Consider the following 19,285-nt stretch of genomic DNA (forward strand, 5'->3'; position numbering starts at 1 on the left):
AAAGGCGAATTGATTGTTTTCTGGGCATTCAAGCGTCAGCCCTTGCAGGGATAGCAAGGGGGCGACAATGCAGGAGCATATTGTCTAGAGCGCTTGCATAGCGACCAGCCTTAGCATGGATGCGTAGGGGTAGACTTTGCAGGAGCACAAAGTCGTAGATGGCTTGTAGGTAATTGCTCCTGCATTACCTTAATAACTTACATCCCTGTAAGCCTAGCGGCCCGGAAAATGATCAGTTTGCCGGCCTATTTCCGCATGGCTGAATAGTTACAAAAATATTCAGTGGCGAGCTAGATAAGTCGCGGCTGTATTAATCAACAATACAATGCGGCACAAAGCGCGAACTGTCTTTGGTGATAAAGGTATTGTCTTCGCGAATACCTATACCGGCGGGTTCGTTGCCGACTACCCAGCTGCCAATTACGGCGTAGGTGTCTTCGGTTTTTTGGGTTTTTGAATTAATTCGATTAAAGCGCGGTAATTCGTGAAAAGCTTGGCGAATGGTGGCGATATCGTTGTAGGGGCCATCTTCTTTTAGTGCTTGGCCAGTGTCGGTGATGATTTCGATATTAGCGCCTTCGCGTGAGAATAACGGTTTGCGCACCCATCCGGCCTCTAGTGCTGGGCGGTTGGCGGCGTTTTCGCTATTTTCTTCAAAGAAGGCAGGCAGTAAATTGGGGTGGTCTGGGTAGCGTTGCCACAGCAAGGGCAGTATGCCTTTATTGGATAGCAGCATTTTCCAGGGCGGCTCGATCATTTGTGTTTGGCTGGTGATAACTGTTTGGCCAAAGTCTTCGCGCAGCATAAATTCCCACGGGTACAGTTTGAATAAACCCAGAATTTCAAAGTTTTCTTCATCAATAAACTGGCCGTTATATTCGCCAATATTTTCCAGTGGAATATAGCGTGTATCAATTCCACTTTGGCTGGCTATGTCCATTAAATAATTAACGGTGCCTTTGTCTTCGGCACTCGCTTCTACGCTGGCAAAGTGCAGTGGTGTAGTAAAGGGCTGTGTTTTAAAAGCGTTTTCGAGCTGGTCTTGCAGGGAGTTAAATTGGTCGGCTCCGGCAGGTAATAAACCGGCGGCCAATTGTTGCTCTAACCAAACCCACTGGACATAACCGGTTTCGAACAGGCTGGTGGGGGTGTCGTAATTTAACTCTAATAATTTGGCGGGACCTTGACCGTTGTAGGCTAAATCCATTCGGCCGTATAAATGAGGGTCGCTATTTTTCCAGCTATTGGCCACGTGATTCCAGTAGCGCTCGGGCACATCTAACTGGGTGAGCAATTGTTCATTTTGTACGATATCGTCGATTAAGCCGATTGCCATTTGGTGCAGCTCGGCAGTCGGGTCTTCTATGTCGTTTTCGATATGCGCTAGCGAGAACTGGTAATAAGCACTTTCGTCCCAGTAAGGTTCGCCATCGATGGTATGAAAGTCAAAGCCAACATCTTCAGCTTGAGTGCGCCAATCGGCGCGTTCGGCAATGGTGATTCGTTTCATGATTAGCCGCCAAAGCTGTTAGCGCGAAAGGAAGCCTGCTTGCCAAAACCACCGCGCGGCACCAAGCGCCCAGCCTGAGGCTTAATGCGGTTAGGGCTAACTTTTACAGGCCCAGTAGTTCGCGATACCGCGGTATTGTTGGCGGTACGGAAGGTGGATTTATCGTCGCCAGACTTATACAGCGGTTGGCTGGCGACATTACTGCGGGTTTGAGCATTGGCCGTATTACCGCCGCTGGCGGCTTTTGTTCCGGTTTTATTGTCGCCGGTTTGGCTGCCATTACCGGTAAATTGGTTGCCCGAGCGGTTAAACATTTGGCCGGCTAAGTAGCCCATCATTAGCGGCATAAAAAAGCTGCCACCTTGTGCATTTTGTTGCGGTGCTGTTTCGCAGCCGCCGGCGCCAAAGTCGGCCTCGCATTCGGCTTTATTGGCGTATTTGGGCGCCGTTTGCGGGTGTAGGGCTAAAGCTTGTTGGTAATCGGCTTCGCATTGCTCTTTTGTACTAAAGCCAGAATCGGCGCATTGGTCGGGTGTTTGATAAACCAATGCGGGCTCGTCGTCTGGGTGTTTAACGCAGCTGGCGAGGGTGAAGGTGGCGGCTGGCACCATTAGAATAAGGGCGGCTTTTTTACTGCGTTTAAATGCTTTCATTGTCATGGTCTTTATCCTAGTAGCTCATACAGGCTGAATTAATCAGGCCTACAGCAATGGCAGAGGTGGCGATTAATGTTGCACTGGCTAGTTCATTTTGTTCAATGCGTTTGGGTAAGTCAGAAATAACGACCCGTAAAAGTACGAAGGTTAATGCCTGTACGACCAAGGCAACGGCGCCCCAAAGTGCGCAATCGATTAAAGACATCGAGTGGGTAATAGCGCTGGCAAGTGGTAAAGCAAAACCGATTAACGCACCACCAAAGGCAACAGCGGCAGCATTGTTGTTTTGGCGAATTAGGCCAAACTCATCATGCGGTGTTAACCAAGTATAAAGCCGAATAAAAATAAGGCTGAGGACGACGGCCAAGGCAAAATAAGCAAAAAAAGCGGGTAGGCCGGCGAGTGATTGCGTGGTTGTTTCTAGCATGTTTTTTCCATAATTAATTGTGGGTTAGGTTGGGTAAGCGTGCAGTAACGTAATCGATAATTTTTACGATGTGGATATTATGGGGGCCATAGTCGCCGCCTTCTGAGGTGGGCTGAATAAAACCAAAGCATTCATCTTCGGCCAGTGTGAAGCCGTCTTCTTTAAGCATGGCTTGAGCGTTAAATTGATACCACTCATCACCTAAATCTAGGGACACGGGCGGTAAGCCGTGCTCGGCAATTAAGTCACTCACATCGCTAATCGTGCCATCGGTGGCACTGTAAAGTAGATGCCGTGTTGTGCTTGGGACATCGACTTTACGCTGAATAAAGACATCGCCAAAGGCGGTGATATCTAACAGCGTGTCTTGTGGTGTGAGCGCAAAAGCGGTGCGTAATTGCGACACTAAGGTCGCGTTCAAGGTAATCGGGTAGTGCATTTTGGGGCCTGTTAACGTGGATGCTCGCTAAATGATAGCTGCATTTGATGGAGGCAATCATACAGGGGCTGTACGTTGCAGTGCTCTGCTTTTTGCAGGCATATTGCAATGGCCTCGAGTGTGGACAGGTAATGTTCCTTGGGCGCTTTGCGAATATGGTACTGCGATGCTGTGGCTTCAATGCTCACCAGCGGGTATTGCTGAAGCCAGGGGTTCAATTGCCACAATTTGTAGGCCTTTTTCCAGGTTCCATCTAAAAACAAAAAGCGCATAGCAACTGGCGTTGTATTTTTTCCACCCCATTTTGTGCCGGCATGGGTCTGCGTGGCGATGAAGTCTTCAAGCGGTTGACTATTAGCGCCGGGGTAAACGATGGCGATAGGCCTTGGATCGGTGTGGAGCTGTGCCTGTAGTTCGGCAAAGTCACCCGTATTTTCACCGACCCAAATACGGGATTGCGGCAAGCATAGCGTTACTAAGCGGGCGGTATTCTTGGCGGCTTTTTGCTCGCTGGGGTGCTGCAGTATGTCTATTGCGCCAAGGCTTTTGATCGGCGCAATAGCACAGCATACACAAGTGCGAAGTGGATAATGGCAGGTTTGGCAGAGGGGGCGTTGGGTCATGGAGTGGTTATATCGGCCATGTTGAAGCAGGGTGGGTGAGCGGTGCGCAAGGGCACATTAGCAGTTCTGCCGTCACAAAAAAACCATAAAAGCGTCATGAATCTTTCATGTTAGCCCCGTAAAAAGGCGGCTTACAATTTGATTGATGTACTGGAGTACCACATGAGTTTTCAAAAATCGGCCCTTGCCTTAGCTATTACTTTTTCATTGGGTGCTTTAAGCGGCTGTAGCGATGACGACGACAAAAGCTCGCCAGCTTCAAGTGTTATAGCCAGTAGCGATGCGCTAAGTTCTAGCTCTGCTGCTAGTTCGAGTGTTGCTGCCTTGGCGATGGCGTTTAACCGGATTTCGACCTTTGCGGTGTGTGAGCAGCTACAGGCTAGTTGTAATATCGATGATGAAACCGTTGCCGAGATTGTTACTGCTAGCCAAGATGGCAACACCCTTATTTACACGGACGGTGTGAAAAATCAATTAGGCTTTATTGATATTACTGACTCGGCAGTACCTAAGTCTTTGGGCATCGTTGCGCTCGCGGGGGAGCCTACCTCGGTTTCTGTTGTTGGTGGTTATGCGGTAGCGGGGGTGAATACATCGGCCGATTATGTGAATACCTCTGGTGAACTGGCGATTATTGATCTTGCGACGCAGACCGTTGTACATTCCATTGACCTCGGTGGTCAGCCAGATTCGGTCGCGGTCAGCCCCGATGGGAAATACATAGCGATAGCCATTGAAAACGAGCGCGATGAAGATTTAGGCGAAGGCATTCCACCACAGCTTCCGGCCGGCTTTCTTATCATTGTGGATGTTGCCGATACCGTCGAGGCGTGGGTTACGCGAAAAGTGGAGATGCTTAACCTTGTCGATATGTTATTCCCTGCCGATCCAGAGCCAGAGTTTGTTTCTATTAATAGCGACAATATTGCGGTAGTAACGCTGCAAGAAAATAATCACATCGCGATGGTCGATTTGATGAGCGGTACAGTAACGTCTAGTTTTTCGGCCGGAACTGTGGATTTAACCGATATCGACGCCACTGAAGAAGGCCAACTACTGTTCACCGAAAGTTTAGATAGTGTTGTGCGTGAACCTGACGGCGTTACCTGGATGGGCACCGAGTATTTTGCGACAGCCAATGAAGGCGATATGGACGGCGGTAGCCGTGGTTTTAGCATATTTGATAAAAGCGGCAATATCGTTTGGGATGCCGGCACAATGTTAGAGCATCTGACGGCACGCTTTGGCCACTACCCCGACGATCGCGCCGGCAATAAAGGTAATGAACCTGAGAATGTGGCTTACGGTATGTATGGCGATACGGGCTATTTATTTGTTAATGCCGAGCGCGCCAACCTGGTATTTGTTTTTGATGTAACAGATCCAACGGCACCCGTATTTAAACAAGCTTTGCCGGCGGGTGTTGGGCCTGAAGGCGCATTGGCAATTCCTTCGCGTAATTTGGTCGCAGTGGCCAGTGAAAAAGATTCCCGTGGCGACAAGTTTCGCTCGAGCGTTACGGTTTATCAACTGGGTGATGGCGCCGCGCAATATCCAACCATCGAATCGGTTAATCGCGATAACGATACGCCCATTGGTTGGGGCGCTATATCTGGCTTAACGGCAGGTGCGGGTAATACTTTGTATGCGATTGAAGATAGCTTTTACAACAGCAACCGTATTTTCACTTTAGATGTGAGTGCGCAGCCTGCGATATTAACCGCCGAAACAGCCTTAATGGATACCAACGACATTCTCGCGAGCCTGCCTGCAGCAGACCTTGCTGAGGATGATGTTGCACGTGCAGGCGTATTTGATCAGCATGATCGCGCGGCATTGATTAACGCGAATAAAACCGTCAACCTCGACCCAGAAGGTATTGCTGTTGCTAGTGATGGTGGATTTTGGCTAGTGTCAGAGGGGGCCGGTACTGTCGGTGATGACGCTCGGTCAGTAGCTTCACTTAATATGCTGATTAAAGCTTCGGCGTTGGGAGTTATTGAAAAAGTCATTACCCTGCCAGAAGCGGTTAATGCGATGCAGCTGCATTTTGGTTTTGAAGGTGTAACTGAAACCGATGGTAAGGTTTATGTGGCTTTCCAGCGCGCTTGGGGCAGTGAAACTGAAGCACGCATTGGCATTTACGATACTGCACTGGAAAGCTGGTCGTTTGTTTTTTATCCACTGGATAAGCCAGCATCACAAGCGGGTGGCTGGGTGGGCCTTTCCGATATTACAGCCGTGGGCGAAGGGACGTTTTTAGTTTTAGAGCGCGATAACCAGGGTGGTTTTGATGCAGCGATAAAACGCATATATCAAGTGGACTTAACATCCGTAACCGCCGGCGCCACTGTTACCAAAACGTTAGTGCGCGACTTAATGGCCGACCTTAAAATGCCAAAAGGCATGGTTGCTGAAAAAATAGAAGGCTTAGCGGTAACTGCTGACGGCGATGTATATATTGTGAATGATAACGACGGCGTTGATGATAACAGCGGTGAAACCCAGTTAATGAACTTGGGCAAATTACTGGATTAACCTTTAGCATTAAAGTGGTACTTAATTAAAGGTCGCGCATGCGGCCTTTTTTTGGATGCAAGGTATTCGCTTTTCGATATTTCTTAACATGCCTTGAATGCAATCCAAAACGCATCGTTGTTGGCTAATGGGCATCTTCGTTTTAATGCACTCACCGGCGCTACCTTCATTCCATTGGCTTACGCCATTGACCGGTATTCAGTGATTAAGTCGATTATTTCGTGGTCGCTAATGCAGGCTTTTAAAGCTTCGTCTAATGTGGGGCGTTGAGGTAGGCGTACATTAAATTTTCGTTTTAACATCTCAACGACTTGGTTATCTTCGCTTGGATCTACTTCTATACCTGCAAAAGTTTCTATTCGTTGTCTTATAAATTCTTTGTTCAACTTTAATCATTCCTATTATGGTGCGGTCAGTAATGTAATGGGGTAGCGGCGAAGTCGGTTTTGTAAGCTTTAGTCGATACCTTTGGTGTGTATCGCATAGGCGAAGCTTATTATCACAACACCGACAATCACTGAGAATACAGGGCGAACCTGTTTTTGCTCTTCAGTCGCTGCGCCGTATTTGTATTCAGGGGCGTGCATGAAATAACTTCCCGTTTTTGAATTCCAGGGTGCACGCTTGCCTTCGTTAAAAATATTTGCAATAGCCGGCTATTACGCCATATTTTCGCCTTGCCAAGCAAGCACCCAAAAACCCAAACTCCAGTAACTTATTCCGTGCACGCCCCTTAGTGATCTGATCGAGAAGCTCAGCAATGACTTTGGCGCATACTCTGGGAAAGATGATGCATAAAAAGCCAATGCCGTAGGCGATGAGTATACCCATAATACAAACCTTTTAGGCATCCAGTCTTTTCAAGTTTAGCACTGCGCGGCAAAAGGTTGACTGATTCTTTTCATATTAGCTGATTTTGACTAACTGATGACCTTGAATGACATTAACCCCATCACTGAAACCCTCGGCAAGCTCTGCTATTATCTCATCCAACTAGCGCAGTTGCGCCCAATACCGATAAAAATTAAGGCCAGTTATGACCCAAACTTTGCGTATCGCTACCCGTAAAAGTGCCCTTGCCCTATGGCAGGCGGAAGATGTTAAAGCGCGTTTAGAGGGCTTGCATCCAGGCCTTGCTGTAGAGCTAGTCCCTATGGTTAGCCGTGGAGATAAGATTTTAGATGTCCCTTTGGCTAAGGTGGGCGGCAAAGGTTTGTTTGTGAAAGAGCTTGAGCATGCGCTGCTGAATGACGAAGCAGATATTGCCGTGCATTCCATGAAGGATGTGCCGATGGAGTTCCCTGAAGGCTTAGGGTTGTCGGTGATTTGTGAACGCGAAGACCCTCGTGATGCTTGGGTTTCTAGCACCTTTGCCAGCATTGATGATTTACCTGCCGGCAGTGTAGTGGGCACATCAAGCCTACGCCGCCAAAGCCAGCTATTAGCTAAACGCCCTGATTTGGTTGTGAAATTTTTGCGCGGTAATGTCAATACGCGGCTCGCCAAATTGGATGCCGGCGAATACGACGGTATTATTTTAGCGGCGGCGGGTTTACTGCGTTTAGAAATGCCAGAGCGTATTCGCCAGTTTATATCGCCCGAGCAATGCTTACCTGCTGGTGGCCAGGGTGCCGTAGGTATTGAGTGTCGCATGGCCGACCAGAACACGATTGAATTGATCAAAGCCTTGCACGATGACGCTTCGGCCGAGCAAGTGTTGGCTGAGCGCGCATTAAACCGTCGCTTAGAGGGCGGCTGCCAGGTGCCTATTGCGTGTTATGCCATACCGCGTGATGGCGATTTATGGTTGCGCGGTTTGGTGGCAAGCCCAGATGGCACGCAAGTGATTTATGACGAGATTAGTGGTAAGCCGAGCGATGGCGAAGCCATGGGTATTGCCTTAGCCGAGCGTTTACTGGCAGCCGGTGCGGATGTGATTTTGAAAGCGGTTTACGACAACGCCTAGCTTTGTTGGCTATAGCCCGCAAAAGCCTCTACATCAGAATGGTGTAGAGGCTTTTTTATTAGGTGTTTTTCTTTAAAATATGACTATCTATTCCATCAATGCTGGCTTGGTTTTTCTTTTCCCAGTAGTTTTTTAGCCCTTGCTCGCCTTGTTTCGTTGCCCAGTGGCTTAATTGCTCGCGTTCTTCGCTGTAGCTGTAAAAGGGCACCGCCATTCCGCAGGAATTTTGAACAAGGTCTACTTTCAAATCAAAAATCTGCCGCGCTCCGGGCAACGGTGAAAAGTGGTCGTACAGCGTTTGCCACTCGACATCGTTTTGATGGATTGCTTTTGCATGGCCATATAAACGCAATATATTTGGGTTTCCTTCAAAGGCCGAAAACATAATCGTCATGCGGGGGTGGCTTTGCACATGGGCGGCTGTTTCGTTGCCGCTGCCGGTAACATTCAACCAAATAACGCGGTTTGGCCCCAATACACGCAGTGAATCCATACCTTTAGGTGAGATGTTAACGCGACTATCAGCGGTTGCTGTACCCACAAAATAGATTTTTTGTTGCTCAATAAAGGCGCGGTTTTTATCGTTTATTTCTGTGTACTGCTGCCCCATGGGAATCTCCTTGTTGATTCTTTCTATGACCGAGCACATTAACTTGTTAATAGCGAAAGTGGCGGCATGGTCGTAATTGTTGCACGAAATGTTAATCGCCAACACCGCACATAGCTAACCATTGCTGAATACCGATACTGCGATATTTCTTTTTGTGCACCACCACATAAAGCATACGTGAAAAGTCGCGTTGCGGAATATTAAGCGGCACTAAGCTTTTATGGGTGAAGGCCTCTTCAAGTGAAATACGCGATAAGCAGGCAATGCCCAGCCCACCTTTTACGGCGCGCTTAATGGCCTCTGTATGCTGTAGTTCTAATAATATATTGAGGTTGGGGAGTAAGCCGTGCAGGGCGCGATCAAAAGTTTGGCGTGTGCCGGAGCCCTCTTCGCGCAGTATCCAAGTAGCTTGCGTGAGGTCTGCATCGCTAAGCGCTTTTTTCTTGGCCAGTGGATGATCTGGGTGGCAAAAACAGACGAGTTCATCACTTTGCCAAGGCAGTACCTGCAGCTCGGGGTGATTAATCTCACCCTCGATAAGCCCTAGGTCTAAATCAAAATTTAGCAGTGCAGCGACTACATCGTGAGTGTTAGCCACTTTTAGGGTGGCGCTGCCTTGGTGTTCGGTGATGAAGCGTTGAATCAGTGCGACCGCAAGGTAATTGCCAATGGTCAGCGTGGCCCCAAGCTTTAGTTGTGCGACCTCTTTGTGTTGTCTTAGCGAAAGCTCTAGCTCCGCCGCCTGATCGAGCAGTGCTTGTGCTTGGGGCCTTATACGCCGCCCTAATTCGTTAGTTTGTAAGCGCTTACCTATGCGTTCAAATAAAGGCGCATCGTATTGTTGCTCTAAGTCTTTAAGTGCACCGCTGCAGGCCGACTGCGACATCGCCAACGCTTGGGCTGCACGGCTAACATTCTGGTACTGCGCGATAGTCACAAAAACCTGCAGTTGGCGGAGGGTGAAGTGCATAAGAGCGTCTACCTAAGGCTGAGTGTGATATAGGCTTTTAGTATATCGGAATATCCGATAACTATTAGCGATATATCCCGTTTTACCTATTTAACGGTGGCGTGTAAGCTAATCGACATTACTTCATTAGTTCGCTATATCGAGGTGCCACCATGACCAAATTATTAACCGAAACTGTAACGGATGTTCGCCACTGGAACGATACGCTATTTAGTTTTACCACCACACGGCGCGAAGGTTTTCGGTTCCGCAATGGCCACTTCACCATGATTGGCTTGCCGCAAGAGGATGGTCGCCCGTTGCTGCGCGCTTACTCCATCGCCAGTGCAAACTATGAAGACGAATTAGAATTTTTCAGCATCAAGGTGCCCGATGGCCCGCTGACCTCGCAGTTGCAAAAAATTAAAGTGGGTGACGAGGTATTGGTGAACAGTAAGTCTACGGGTACTTTGGTGACGGACCATTTGCTCCCCGGTAAACACCTGTATTTATTGGCTACGGGTACAGGCTTGGCACCGTTTTTAAGTATTATTAGAGATCCTGAAGTGTATGAGCAATACGACAAAATCATTCTGACCCATGGCGTGCGCTATGTGGACGAATTAGCGTATCAGCAATTCATCACCGAAGAGCTGCCACAGAATGAATTTTTTGGCGAAGAAATACGCGATAAGCTTTTGTATTACCCCACCGTAACGCGCGAGCACTATAAAAACCAAGGCCGTTTAACCGATTTATTAGCGACGGGTAGTTTAGAGAAAAACCTAGGCTTACCGCCCATTAATGTTGAAGACGACCGCTTTATGCTGTGCGGTAGCCCCAGTATGTTAAAAGATTTTTGCCAGATATTGGATGACCGCAGTTTTAAGGAAGTTCGCCACGGTGATGCTGCCCATTATGTGATTGAACGTGCGTTTGTGGAGTAGGGGAAAAACAATGACTTATGTTGTCGGGGAAAACTGTATTAAATGCAAGCACACCACCTGCGTTGAAGTGTGCCCAACAGATGCCTTCCGTGAAGGTCCTAATTTTTTAGTCATAGACCCAGAAGCCTGTATTGATTGTAATCTTTGCCCTGCCGAATGCCCAGCGGATGCTATTTTTGAAGAAGATGATTTGCCGGAGGATCAGCAGCATTTTATTGCGTTAAATGCAGAGTTGGCTGTTGTGTGGCCAGAAATAACCGTGCGCCAAGAGCCTCCCGATGATTATGCCGAGTGGGATGGGGTTGTTGGGAAGTTGGCGCTTTTGGAAAGGTAGCCGGATCGTGAAGCCGGCGCCCCGTTTTAATGATTGTAATGCTTTGTATTACGGTAAGTGCTGGCATCAAAATTGGGATAGGCGGCTTCTCGCATAACCGTGGCCACGGTTTTGTAGAGTATTGACCAGGCTTTTTGGGTCTCGGGTGTGAAGGCGGGCCCGAGACCTGTTTTTAGGGTATACATCAAAGCGTTGCCTACCGGGGTGTAATCATCAACGCTTACGCCATAATTCACATGGCCAATCGCCAGCTTCTGCAAAACAGGGACGAGCTTCCCTAAATCGTTTAACCCTTGAACGGCAACCTTTAGCGTGCTCATTAACTTGCGGCCTTGGCTTGCCATATCGTTTTTAAATAGGCGTTTTAGCGACGGATCGTATTCAAAAAGTTTGGCATAAAAAATAGCGGCTGCTTTATCGGCAATCGGTTCTACTTGGCTAAAGCTTGATTGAATAAGTTGGATTTGGTCTGCATTAAGGCTCATGGCGGCTCCCCTTTTAATAACCGAGTATAGACGAAGCCTGTTATTTATCTGTTTTTTTTGGGGCGTAGCACGGTAACCTCTGTGTATTTGTGAAACTGTTGAAGTATTCGATACACTGCCCACCCATTTATCAGCATTTTATTTGAGGGATTGTTATGAATAAGCGTACGCGCGTGCTTGCGATTGGATTGGACTCCGCTGATTTCGATTTGATATGGAAGCTTAAGGCTTCCGGCAGTTTACCGAATATACAGTCATTACTTTCGCGGGGGATATGGGGGCGTTTGCAAAGCCCGCCGGGGCTGGGCGACGACGGTGTGTGGGCATCTTTTTCGTTTGCAGTAGAGCCTGGCTGTCATGGTCGTTATTTTTGGCAGGGTTTTGTACCCAGTAGTTTGGATATGAAGCGCTCGCCGGAGTTAGCCCCAGAAATAGACACCTTTTGGACAACCTTAAGTGCAGAGGGCTATAAAGTGGGTGTTATCGATGTACCTAAATCGCCCCTTGCTGAATTAACGCATGGTATACAAGTAGCCGATTGGTTGGTTCACGGGCGCGACGGTAAAACGCGCAGCTATCCTGCGGACATAGCCCCTATGCTGGTGGAGCGTTTTGGTTGTGATGCAACTGACGATTATGAATCGGGAGCTTTTTTATGCTGCGAAAATGCTTTGCCCGCCGAAAAGCAAGAACCTTTTTTTCAGGCCTTATTGCAAAGTTTGGAGAATAAACGACAGGCTTCTTTGGCGTTGCTCTCTTCCGAAGACTGGGATTTATTTATAACCGTTTTTAAAGAGAGTCATTGCATTGGGCATGAGTTTTGGCACTCAGCGGATGCCAGTCACGAGCGCCACCACGAAGGTGTAAATACGACAATTTCTGATCCTGTTGAGCATATTTATCGTTGTTTAGATAATGCCGTTGGCGATTTAATTCGGCAAGCGGATGAAAATACAACCGTCATTGTATTTTCTGGGTTAGGTATGGCAGCTAATTATACCGCTGAGCATTGTTTGGATGATATTTTAGTAGGCCTAGAGAAAGCTCTGCCCCCCATATTAGAAGAAAAAATACGCACATTATTGCCGTTATTGAATCACGACTTAAAAGCGACGGGTCGGTTGATGCTTCACATGCCTCACAATGAAATGAGTGGCGCGATCAAGTTTAACATTGCGTCTTCGGTGGGGGATTTAGGGTTAGAGCAGCGCAATATTATTAGCCAGTGGTGTGATTGGCTTGAGCTTGAACTGTTAGCACTGGTGAACCCCAATAATGGGAACGCTATTGTGAGGCAGGTGGTTCGAAGTGAGGAGTGTTTCTCTGGCGACCGGTTGAATATGTTGCCGGATTTATTTGTGATCTGGGAGCGAAGCGATTCAATTGATTCTGTCGAATCTGAAATGTTAGGCGTTTTACACAGTAAGTCCCCTGTATTGCGATCGGGAAATCATATTGCCGATGGTTTTTATATTATGGCTGGGCCAGCTATTACTGAGCGCGGTACAGGAAAAACCACATCAATAGTAGATCTGGGTCCAACGATGGCTGAATTACTGGGTTCACAAACTAACTTTGCGGGGGGGAAGTCGATACTCGACAGGTTAGTGCCATTGGCCGAACCCGAATGTGTTTAGTTTACAGTCTAGCTTAATACCCGCCTCCGGCGAGTTCACGAAAAAAATTACTATTATTAGGGGCGAGGCGATGATAGTTTGGATTTTTTCGTCGCTGCCTGCATATTGATTCAGTAACTCCTTCGTAGTTTTAAGGTGTGATTATTTAGTCATAAATTGCGCCCCGGTATAGAGGGGCGCTTGGTTGTAATGAGTTCCCATTTTATCGAATACTAATAGTGGCCTCAGCTTTTTGCTTGGTGCCCACAAAGCTTGGCTGGCCGCTACCTATGCTTATTTTCAAGCGGCCCGTGTAGTTTTTGTGTTCTCCTTGTTGATCGATATAACGAATTTTTTCTGCTGGTATATGCAGCTTAATTGTGTCAGAAGTGTGTGGGGGGAGTGTGTTTTTTGTATAGGCGATAAGTTCGAATTTTGGGGTTTTTATCGGCGCATCGAGTAGGGTTATATAAACTTGCGTTACTTCCATGGCTTCGATAGCGCTGTTATTTTTTAATTGCACGCTAAGTTCTAAATCCTCAGTATTACTTAATGTTTTCGGTATATTTAACTGGCTGTACTCAAAATTACCGTAGCTTAAACCGTGACCGAACGGGTAGAGGGGGGTGCCTTGATAGTATTTATAGGTGCGGTTATCCATGCGGTAATCTTTAAAGTCGGGTAAGTCATCAACGCTTTTGTAAAATGTAATGGGTAGGCGGCCAGAGGGGCTAGTATCGCCCCAAAGGATATTCGCTAGGGCTGTACCTGTGGCTTCGCCGGGGTAAAAGGCTTGAATAATCGCATTGAGGTTTTCTTGCTCCCAATTTAGCGCTATTGCGCTGCCGCTGAAGTTAACCATAATCATCGGTTTGCCCAGTTTTTTCAGGCGCTGTATCAATGTGCGTTGTTCTTTGGGTAATTGAAGGGTTGTGCGGTCGCCGTAATCAAAACCTTCCAGTTCAACCGACATTTCTTCGCCTTCAAGTAATGCGGATATGCCACCGGTAAAAATAATGACATCGGATTTTTTGGCGGCAGTAATCGCCTTTGCCGTAAAGTCTTCACGGGTATTTACCCAGCGCAGTTTCACGTAGGGTTCGAGCGGGTTATTGCCCCACCAAGTGCGCAAAAATGTAACGTCTGCTTTAAAGCGGTATTCTTGTTTAGCTTTTAATTCAATTACCCCAGCCGCTGGCTTGCCGTTAATTTGGATGGCTGCAGTGCTGTCGAATTGATAGTGGCCGGTTTCTTCGGGCTTTAATACACCTTCCCAGGTAATGCCAAATTCGTCCCATACGCTGTTATCAATGGGGGAGCGCAACCAGTGAAAATCGATGGTGTTATCGATACGTGTAAAGGCGGGTTTGCTGGCCATTCCCTGCGTTTGTGTTGCTTCGTAGTAAGCCGCTTGCAAGCCCGGTTTAAGCTGGCCTTCGGCTGTGCGGTGAAAAAGTACGGTGCTGGGTACCAAGGTGTGACTGCCGTAAATATCGCCAATAATTGGGCCGCCAGAGGCGTAAGTAACATTATGCATTCCGGCTTTTTGGCGAATGCCTTCAATAGGCAGCACAGGAGCAATGGGGTCGCCATGGTAATTGCCGACAAGCACCGATGGGTTAGTGGCATTGGGGCCAATAACTGCAACTTTGGTATTGGGCTTTAAGGGCAAAATCCCGTCATTTTTTAGCAGTACTAAAGATTGTTCGGCGGCTTCTAGGGCTAATCGCTGATGGTCTTTAGAGCCTACAACGGTCATGGGGATATTGGCATAAGGCACATCGGCTTTTGCATCGAACATGCCTAATTTAAAACGTGTTTTAAAAAGGTTTATTACCGCGTTATCGACTTGTTCCTGCGTGACTAAGTCGCGCTGTAGTGCAAAGTGTAAGTTGGTGAAAGTACTCAATCGCCCTGTGCCGCAGTCCAAATCGGTGCCAGTTTTTAAGGCTAGAGCTGCCGCTTGGGCGGGTGCTTTCACGATGTTATGGGCAGACTCCGCATAAAAGTCGTCTAGCGCACCGCAGTCGGAGACGACATGGCCATCAAATCCCCACTGGCCTCGCAATAAGTCTTTTAATAGATATTCACTACCGCACGCGGGTTGATCGTTTACCCGGTTATAGGCGCACATGATGGACTCTACATTGGCATCTTCAACAGCCATTTTGAAGGCTGGCAAGTAGGTTTCGTGCATGTCTTTTAAGCTTGCTGCGTAATTATCGGAGTGGCGAGATTTCTCGGGGCCGCTATGCACGGCAAAATGTTTTGCCATGGCTGATGTTTTTAGGTAGCGCTTATCGTCACCTTGCAAACCTTGTATAAACTCAACGGCCAGCGAACCGGTTAAATAGGGATCTTCACCGTAAGTTTCTTGGCCACGCCCCCAGCGCGGGTCGCGGAAGATATTCACATTGGGCGACCAAAAAGTGAGCCCTGTGTAGCGAAAGACAACATCGTTTGCTTCGTAGTAGTGATGCTTCGCGCGCGCCTCATCCGAAATACTGGTAGCAATATCTCCTATAAGCTCTTTATTAAAGCTGGCGGCAAGACCGATGGCTTGTGGGTAAACCGTGGCTTTACCAGCACGCGCAACGCCGTGCAGGGCTTCGTTCCACCAGTTGTATTCGGCAACACCCAAGCGCTCAATAGCGGGGGCTTCGTTGTAGAGCTGAGCAATTTTTTCAGACAGCGTCATGCGCGATACTAAGTCGCTGGCGCGTTGCTGTGTTGATAATGCGGTGTTTAAATAATCCGGCTGTAACGGTTGTTTGTCTGTTAACTGTGAACAGGAGGCTAGGGCGAGGCTGGCTCCAATACAAAGGATTGTTCTGATGGTGGATTTTATCATCGCTAGTAACTCTTCTTTGATTTTTATTAATTTTTTACGGGCGGCTATAGTATTGCGCTTTGGTGGCGCGATGGAGCTACGTTTTTTTACCCTTGTTATAATGCTTTTATGTCTCCCCTGGGGGCGGGAGTTTCAATGTGGGTGTGTGCTTTGCTGGATTTTCGAGCTTGGGATTATCCTTCGTGAGTAGTCGCGTTGCCTTGGGTAATTGAGTGCGGTTTTAACATAGGCCAGAAGGTGTAATTAATACGGCTTTTTTAGTATAGCCGTTGTTATCGGAAGGCTAGTTGATGGGGCGGGTAAAGAGTGTTGGGCGGCATCAATAAAAAAGCCCCACTCAGCAAGCTGAATGGGGCTTTTTTCGATATGGTGGGCCTTCCCAGACTTGAACTGGGGACCTGCCGATTATGAGTCGGATGCTCTAACCAACTGAGCTAAAGGCCCTGGATGCGATGTGATCATATGCCGGTTGGCGGTTTGATCAATTATGCCGTGGCATATAAGGGACGGGCATTATAAGGTCTTGATTTGAACTTGGCTAGGTTTTTAGGGGTTCTTTTATTTTGCGGTGAGATATTGTATTGGGCAAAAAAAAGCCCCTGAAATCAGAGGCTTTGATATTGCTTTACAGTTATTGGATTATTCGTCCAAAAAGCTTCGCAAGTGGTCGGAGCGGGTAGGGTGGCGTAGTTTACGCAATGCCTTCGCTTCGATCTGACGAATACGCTCACGAGTCACGTCGAACTGCTTGCCCACTTCCTCAAGGGTGTGGTCGGTATTCATGTCGATACCAAAGCGCATGCGCAGTACTTTGGCTTCGCGGGCGGTAAGGCCTGCCAGTACTTCGCGGGTCGATTCCATCAAGCCCTGTGTAGTGGCTGATTCTACCGGTGAAGTGATTGAAACATCTTCGATAAAGTCGCCTAAGTGCGAATCCTCGTCATCGCCAATGGGGGTTTCCATTGAGATGGGTTCTTTCGCAATTTTCAGTACTTTACGGACTTTGTCTTCTGGCATTTCCATGCGTTCGCCCAATTCTTCTGGCGTAGGCTCGCGGCCCATTTCTTGAAGCATTTGACGAGAAATACGATTGAGTTTGTTGATGGTCTCAATCATGTGCACGGGAATACGAATGGTACGTGCTTGGTCGGCAATGGACCGAGTAATCGCCTGACGAATCCACCAAGTGGCGTAGGTCGAAAACTTGTAGCCGCGACGGTATTCAAACTTATCTACGGCTTTCATTAGGCCGATGTTACCTTCCTGAATAAGATCCAAGAACTGTAAGCCGCGGTTGGTATATTTTTTCGCGATAGAGATAACAAGGCGTAGGTTGGCTTCAACCATTTCCTTTTTGGCGCGGCGGGCACGGGCTTCGCCCAGTGACATGCTGCGGTTGATCTCTTTAATCGTGCTGAGCTCTAAGCCTGTTTCTTGCTCGAGCCCGAGTAGGGTTTCTTGCATTCTTAGAATGTTGTCGGCGACGTTGCGCATGCTATCGGAGTAGTCGCGCTTTTTCTTGATGATCGTAGGGATCCAGTCAAGATTGGTTTCGTTGCCGGGGAATTCTTTGACGAAGGATTTGCGTGGCATTTTGCCGTAGCGAATACACTGCATCATCAGTTCGCGCTCGGTCTGACGAACTTTTTGTAGTACGTCACGTGCGCTGTTGTAAATGGGGTCAAATTGGCGCGGTGGCAGTTTGAAGAAGCGGAATACGCCGCCCAGTTCTTCGAGTGCTTTAGCGGCTTCTTTGCTCATGCGGCCTTTGGCGATAATGGCTTCTTCAGCAGCTAAAAGTGCATCTCTAAGCTCGTGAAAACGCTCGCGGGCATACTCAGGGTCAATGCCTGTGTTTTCTTCTTCGTCATCATCGTCGTCAGATTTTTCGTCTTTTTTAGCTTCTTCTTTTTTCTCTTGGAAGCCTTCTGTTTTAGGCGCCTCGGGGTCTTCAGCGAGGTCTAGCCAGCCGCTGATAACATCCGTCATGCGGCGCTCACCTTGCTCAAGCAGCTCATACTCACCGAGTATGGTCTTCACGGTGTTTGGCCAAAACGCGAGTGCATGCATAAGCTCGCGAATACCTTCTTCGATGCGCTTGGCAATGGCGATTTCGCCTTCGCGGGTCAGTAGCTCTACGGTGCCCATTTCACGCATATACATACGTACTGGGTCAGTAGTTCGGCCTGCTTCGGTTTCTACGGCAGCTAGTGCAGCAGCAGCTTCGGCGGCAGCAATTTCATCAGGATTATCGCTGTCGTTCATTAACAGCTCATCGGCATCCGGCGCGGTTTCGAATACGCGAATGCCCATGTCGTTAATCATCTGGATAATATCTTCGACCTGATCTGGATCGGAGATGTCCTGAGGGAGGTGATCATTAACTTCATCGTAGGTCAGGTAGCCTTGCTCGCGACCGCGATTGATTAAGTCTTTGATTCGCGACTGTTTGTTTTCGCTCATTAAAGCATCCGTAAAAGCATATTGGGTGTGAGGGCGGGAAAGCCGCACATTATAACGGTGATTTCTATTTTTTACTAATGGACTTGCTTGCCGACCTTGAGTAATTGTAAGAAATGTTGCCGTTCTTCGGGCGATAATTCGTTCAAGGGTCTTGATTTAAGTTCCGCCAGTTGGTTTTGGCGTTCGCGCTCTAGGGCTTGGTGTTTGAGTTTTTCGAGGGCGTCTTGTAGTTCTTGCTGATCGTTGTAATTTTTATCCCGCTTGGCATGTGCTAATAGCTGGTTGGCCATGATGGCGGTCAGTCGTTGTTGGGCTTCTATGCCAAAGCGACCGCTCCAGTAACCAATGATGCTGGCAAAGCTGGGGTTCTCTCTTTGTTTTAAATAGCTGAAAAGTTGCATTAGCTGCAGGTTTTCGGTGCTTTCTGGTAGCTCGGGCTCTTCGAGCTGGTGGGCTAAATTGGGGTGCTCAAGCAAAAGTGCTGTGGCTAGCCTTATTGGGCTGAGCTCTACGCTCGATTTTTTGCGCGGTTCGGTGCGCAATTGAAGTTGTTGGGGGAAATGAGAGTCTGCAAGTTCCGCCTCGAGCGGGTGTCCGAGTGGTGTGTACCCGTCGTCATCGTGCGGCGGGGCTTGCATGGGCGCGGGCGACGTTTGTTGTTCGTTGGTGGGGCTGGGGGGGGTTGCTGGCGCAAGAACCGGAACGGGTTCGCTGATAAGCTCCATTAAAATATCGAGGCTTAGCCCTGTGCGTTGCGATAGTAGCTCAAACATTAATTCGCGATACACGCTTTTGGGGAGCTTGTGCAGTAGCGGCGCGGCGAGCTTGCTTAGGCGTGCTCGGCCGCCCATTGTGCTTCTGTCTAGCCCTT

General features: G+C 48.2%; 17 protein-coding genes, 1 tRNA gene and 1 pseudogene. 5 read left to right on the top strand and 14 right to left on the bottom strand.

Annotation, left to right across the window (positions count from 1 at the left end; translation table 11 throughout):
• Positions 1 to 310: 310 nt before the first annotated feature.
• The 5 genes from AC3A8L_RS05900 to AC3A8L_RS05920 are packed head-to-tail and all read right to left on the bottom strand — an operon-like array spanning position 311 to position 3,655.
• On the bottom strand, positions 311 to 1,510 hold the full coding sequence (locus AC3A8L_RS05900) for a glutathionylspermidine synthase family protein (protein WP_487961308.1): 1,200 nt from the start codon (positions 1,508 to 1,510) through the stop codon (positions 311 to 313).
• A 2-nt stretch (positions 1,511 to 1,512) separates the two neighbouring features.
• Positions 1,513 to 2,169 (bottom strand): DUF1190 domain-containing protein, encoded by a 657-nt coding sequence (locus AC3A8L_RS05905; protein WP_487961309.1) that lies wholly within the window; start codon positions 2,167 to 2,169, stop codon positions 1,513 to 1,515.
• Between the two features lie 10 nt (positions 2,170 to 2,179).
• Positions 2,180 to 2,593 carry a DUF350 domain-containing protein gene (locus tag AC3A8L_RS05910; RefSeq protein WP_487961310.1) on the bottom strand — a complete coding sequence of 138 codons (414 nt, stop codon included), beginning with the start codon at positions 2,591 to 2,593 and terminating at the stop codon, positions 2,180 to 2,182.
• A 13-nt stretch (positions 2,594 to 2,606) separates the two neighbouring features.
• A complete protein-coding gene (locus tag AC3A8L_RS05915; protein ID WP_487961311.1) occupies positions 2,607 to 3,032 on the bottom strand; it encodes a T6SS immunity protein Tdi1 domain-containing protein in 426 nt (141 codons plus the stop codon).
• 11 nt (positions 3,033 to 3,043) lie between these two features.
• Positions 3,044 to 3,655, bottom strand: coding sequence for a tRNA-uridine aminocarboxypropyltransferase (locus tag AC3A8L_RS05920; protein WP_487961312.1), 612 nt, complete (start codon positions 3,653 to 3,655; stop codon positions 3,044 to 3,046).
• Positions 3,656 to 3,817: 162 nt separating this feature from the next.
• Between AC3A8L_RS05920 and AC3A8L_RS05925 the strand changes: the two genes are divergently transcribed.
• The gene (locus tag AC3A8L_RS05925) at positions 3,818 to 6,193 is read left to right on the top strand and encodes an esterase-like activity of phytase family protein (protein WP_487961313.1); all 2,376 of its coding nucleotides are present in this window, start codon (positions 3,818 to 3,820) and stop codon (positions 6,191 to 6,193) included.
• Between the two features lie 179 nt (positions 6,194 to 6,372).
• Here the strand turns inward: AC3A8L_RS05925 and AC3A8L_RS05930 are convergent, their stop codons facing one another.
• Together AC3A8L_RS05930 and AC3A8L_RS05935 are read right to left on the bottom strand one after the other, a co-directional pair.
• Positions 6,373 to 6,579 carry a hypothetical protein gene (locus AC3A8L_RS05930; protein ID WP_487961314.1) on the bottom strand — a complete coding sequence of 69 codons (207 nt, stop codon included), beginning with the start codon at positions 6,577 to 6,579 and terminating at the stop codon, positions 6,373 to 6,375.
• A gap of 69 nt (positions 6,580 to 6,648) precedes the next feature.
• Entirely contained in the window at positions 6,649 to 6,780 is a 132-nt protein-coding gene (locus AC3A8L_RS05935; protein ID WP_487961315.1) for a hypothetical protein, read from the bottom strand.
• Between the two features lie 449 nt (positions 6,781 to 7,229).
• Here AC3A8L_RS05935 and hemC point away from each other — a divergent pair, with 449 nt between their 5' ends.
• Positions 7,230 to 8,159 (top strand): hydroxymethylbilane synthase, encoded by a 930-nt coding sequence (gene hemC, locus AC3A8L_RS05940; protein WP_487961316.1) that lies wholly within the window; start codon positions 7,230 to 7,232, stop codon positions 8,157 to 8,159.
• A gap of 58 nt (positions 8,160 to 8,217) precedes the next feature.
• Here hemC and AC3A8L_RS05945 read toward each other — a convergent pair whose 3' ends face one another.
• A complete protein-coding gene (locus AC3A8L_RS05945) occupies positions 8,218 to 8,769 on the bottom strand; it encodes a pyridoxamine 5'-phosphate oxidase family protein (protein WP_487961317.1) in 552 nt (183 codons plus the stop codon).
• 91 nt (positions 8,770 to 8,860) lie between these two features.
• Complete coding sequence (locus tag AC3A8L_RS05950; RefSeq protein ID WP_487961318.1) at positions 8,861 to 9,739, bottom strand: LysR family transcriptional regulator; 879 nt, start codon at positions 9,737 to 9,739, stop codon at positions 8,861 to 8,863.
• 152 nt (positions 9,740 to 9,891) lie between these two features.
• Between AC3A8L_RS05950 and AC3A8L_RS05955 the strand changes: the two genes are divergently transcribed.
• Both AC3A8L_RS05955 and fdxA read left to right on the top strand, forming a co-directional pair.
• Positions 9,892 to 10,665, top strand: coding sequence for a ferredoxin--NADP reductase (locus AC3A8L_RS05955; protein WP_487961319.1), 774 nt, complete (start codon positions 9,892 to 9,894; stop codon positions 10,663 to 10,665).
• A gap of 10 nt (positions 10,666 to 10,675) precedes the next feature.
• Positions 10,676 to 10,999, top strand: a complete 324-nt coding sequence (gene fdxA / locus AC3A8L_RS05960) for a ferredoxin FdxA (protein WP_487961320.1) — start codon at positions 10,676 to 10,678, stop codon at positions 10,997 to 10,999.
• Positions 11,000 to 11,025: 26 nt separating this feature from the next.
• Here the strand turns inward: fdxA and AC3A8L_RS05965 are convergent, their stop codons facing one another.
• Complete coding sequence (locus AC3A8L_RS05965) at positions 11,026 to 11,484, bottom strand: globin family protein (RefSeq protein WP_487961321.1); 459 nt, start codon at positions 11,482 to 11,484, stop codon at positions 11,026 to 11,028.
• 155 nt (positions 11,485 to 11,639) lie between these two features.
• Between AC3A8L_RS05965 and AC3A8L_RS05970 the strand changes: the two genes are divergently transcribed.
• Positions 11,640 to 13,121 (top strand): alkaline phosphatase family protein, encoded by a 1,482-nt coding sequence (locus tag AC3A8L_RS05970; RefSeq protein ID WP_487961322.1) that lies wholly within the window; start codon positions 11,640 to 11,642, stop codon positions 13,119 to 13,121.
• A gap of 202 nt (positions 13,122 to 13,323) precedes the next feature.
• On the opposite strand, the gene AC3A8L_RS05975 is transcribed toward AC3A8L_RS05970, so the two are convergent.
• From AC3A8L_RS05975 to AC3A8L_RS05990, 4 genes and pseudogenes are all read right to left on the bottom strand, one after another.
• Complete coding sequence (locus tag AC3A8L_RS05975) at positions 13,324 to 15,951, bottom strand: glycoside hydrolase family 3 C-terminal domain-containing protein (RefSeq protein WP_487961323.1); 2,628 nt, start codon at positions 15,949 to 15,951, stop codon at positions 13,324 to 13,326.
• 367 nt (positions 15,952 to 16,318) lie between these two features.
• Positions 16,319 to 16,395, bottom strand: a tRNA-Ile gene (locus tag AC3A8L_RS05980).
• 195 nt (positions 16,396 to 16,590) lie between these two features.
• Complete coding sequence (gene rpoD / locus AC3A8L_RS05985; RefSeq protein ID WP_487961324.1) at positions 16,591 to 18,414, bottom strand: RNA polymerase sigma factor RpoD; 1,824 nt, start codon at positions 18,412 to 18,414, stop codon at positions 16,591 to 16,593.
• A gap of 74 nt (positions 18,415 to 18,488) precedes the next feature.
• Positions 18,489 to 19,285: pseudogene (locus AC3A8L_RS05990) on the bottom strand (hypothetical protein); the annotation flags it as partial.

Source organism: Marinagarivorans sp., assembly GCF_982758155.1.

What these genes read in the sequence shown, in the direction of transcription:
- AC3A8L_RS05945 (WP_487961317.1), bottom strand. Translation starts at nt 8,769, where the DNA reads ATGGGGCAGCAGTACACAGAAATAAACGATAAAAACCGCGCCTTTATT.
- AC3A8L_RS05970 (WP_487961322.1), top strand. Translation starts at nt 11,640, where the DNA reads ATGAATAAGCGTACGCGCGTGCTTGCGATTGGATTGGACTCCGCTGAT.
- AC3A8L_RS05955 (WP_487961319.1), top strand. Translation starts at nt 9,892, where the DNA reads ATGACCAAATTATTAACCGAAACTGTAACGGATGTTCGCCACTGGAAC.
- rpoD (WP_487961324.1), bottom strand. Translation starts at nt 18,414, where the DNA reads ATGAGCGAAAACAAACAGTCGCGAATCAAAGACTTAATCAATCGCGGT.
- fdxA (WP_487961320.1), top strand. Translation starts at nt 10,676, where the DNA reads ATGACTTATGTTGTCGGGGAAAACTGTATTAAATGCAAGCACACCACC.
- AC3A8L_RS05950 (WP_487961318.1), bottom strand. Translation starts at nt 9,739, where the DNA reads ATGCACTTCACCCTCCGCCAACTGCAGGTTTTTGTGACTATCGCGCAG.
- AC3A8L_RS05935 (WP_487961315.1), bottom strand. Translation starts at nt 6,780, where the DNA reads ATGCACGCCCCTGAATACAAATACGGCGCAGCGACTGAAGAGCAAAAA.
- hemC (WP_487961316.1), top strand. Translation starts at nt 7,230, where the DNA reads ATGACCCAAACTTTGCGTATCGCTACCCGTAAAAGTGCCCTTGCCCTA.
- AC3A8L_RS05900 (WP_487961308.1), bottom strand. Translation starts at nt 1,510, where the DNA reads ATGAAACGAATCACCATTGCCGAACGCGCCGATTGGCGCACTCAAGCT.
- AC3A8L_RS05965 (WP_487961321.1), bottom strand. Translation starts at nt 11,484, where the DNA reads ATGAGCCTTAATGCAGACCAAATCCAACTTATTCAATCAAGCTTTAGC.
- AC3A8L_RS05920 (WP_487961312.1), bottom strand. Translation starts at nt 3,655, where the DNA reads ATGACCCAACGCCCCCTCTGCCAAACCTGCCATTATCCACTTCGCACT.
- AC3A8L_RS05905 (WP_487961309.1), bottom strand. Translation starts at nt 2,169, where the DNA reads ATGACAATGAAAGCATTTAAACGCAGTAAAAAAGCCGCCCTTATTCTA.
- AC3A8L_RS05915 (WP_487961311.1), bottom strand. Translation starts at nt 3,032, where the DNA reads ATGCACTACCCGATTACCTTGAACGCGACCTTAGTGTCGCAATTACGC.
- AC3A8L_RS05975 (WP_487961323.1), bottom strand. Translation starts at nt 15,951, where the DNA reads ATGATAAAATCCACCATCAGAACAATCCTTTGTATTGGAGCCAGCCTC.
- AC3A8L_RS05925 (WP_487961313.1), top strand. Translation starts at nt 3,818, where the DNA reads ATGAGTTTTCAAAAATCGGCCCTTGCCTTAGCTATTACTTTTTCATTG.
- AC3A8L_RS05910 (WP_487961310.1), bottom strand. Translation starts at nt 2,593, where the DNA reads ATGCTAGAAACAACCACGCAATCACTCGCCGGCCTACCCGCTTTTTTT.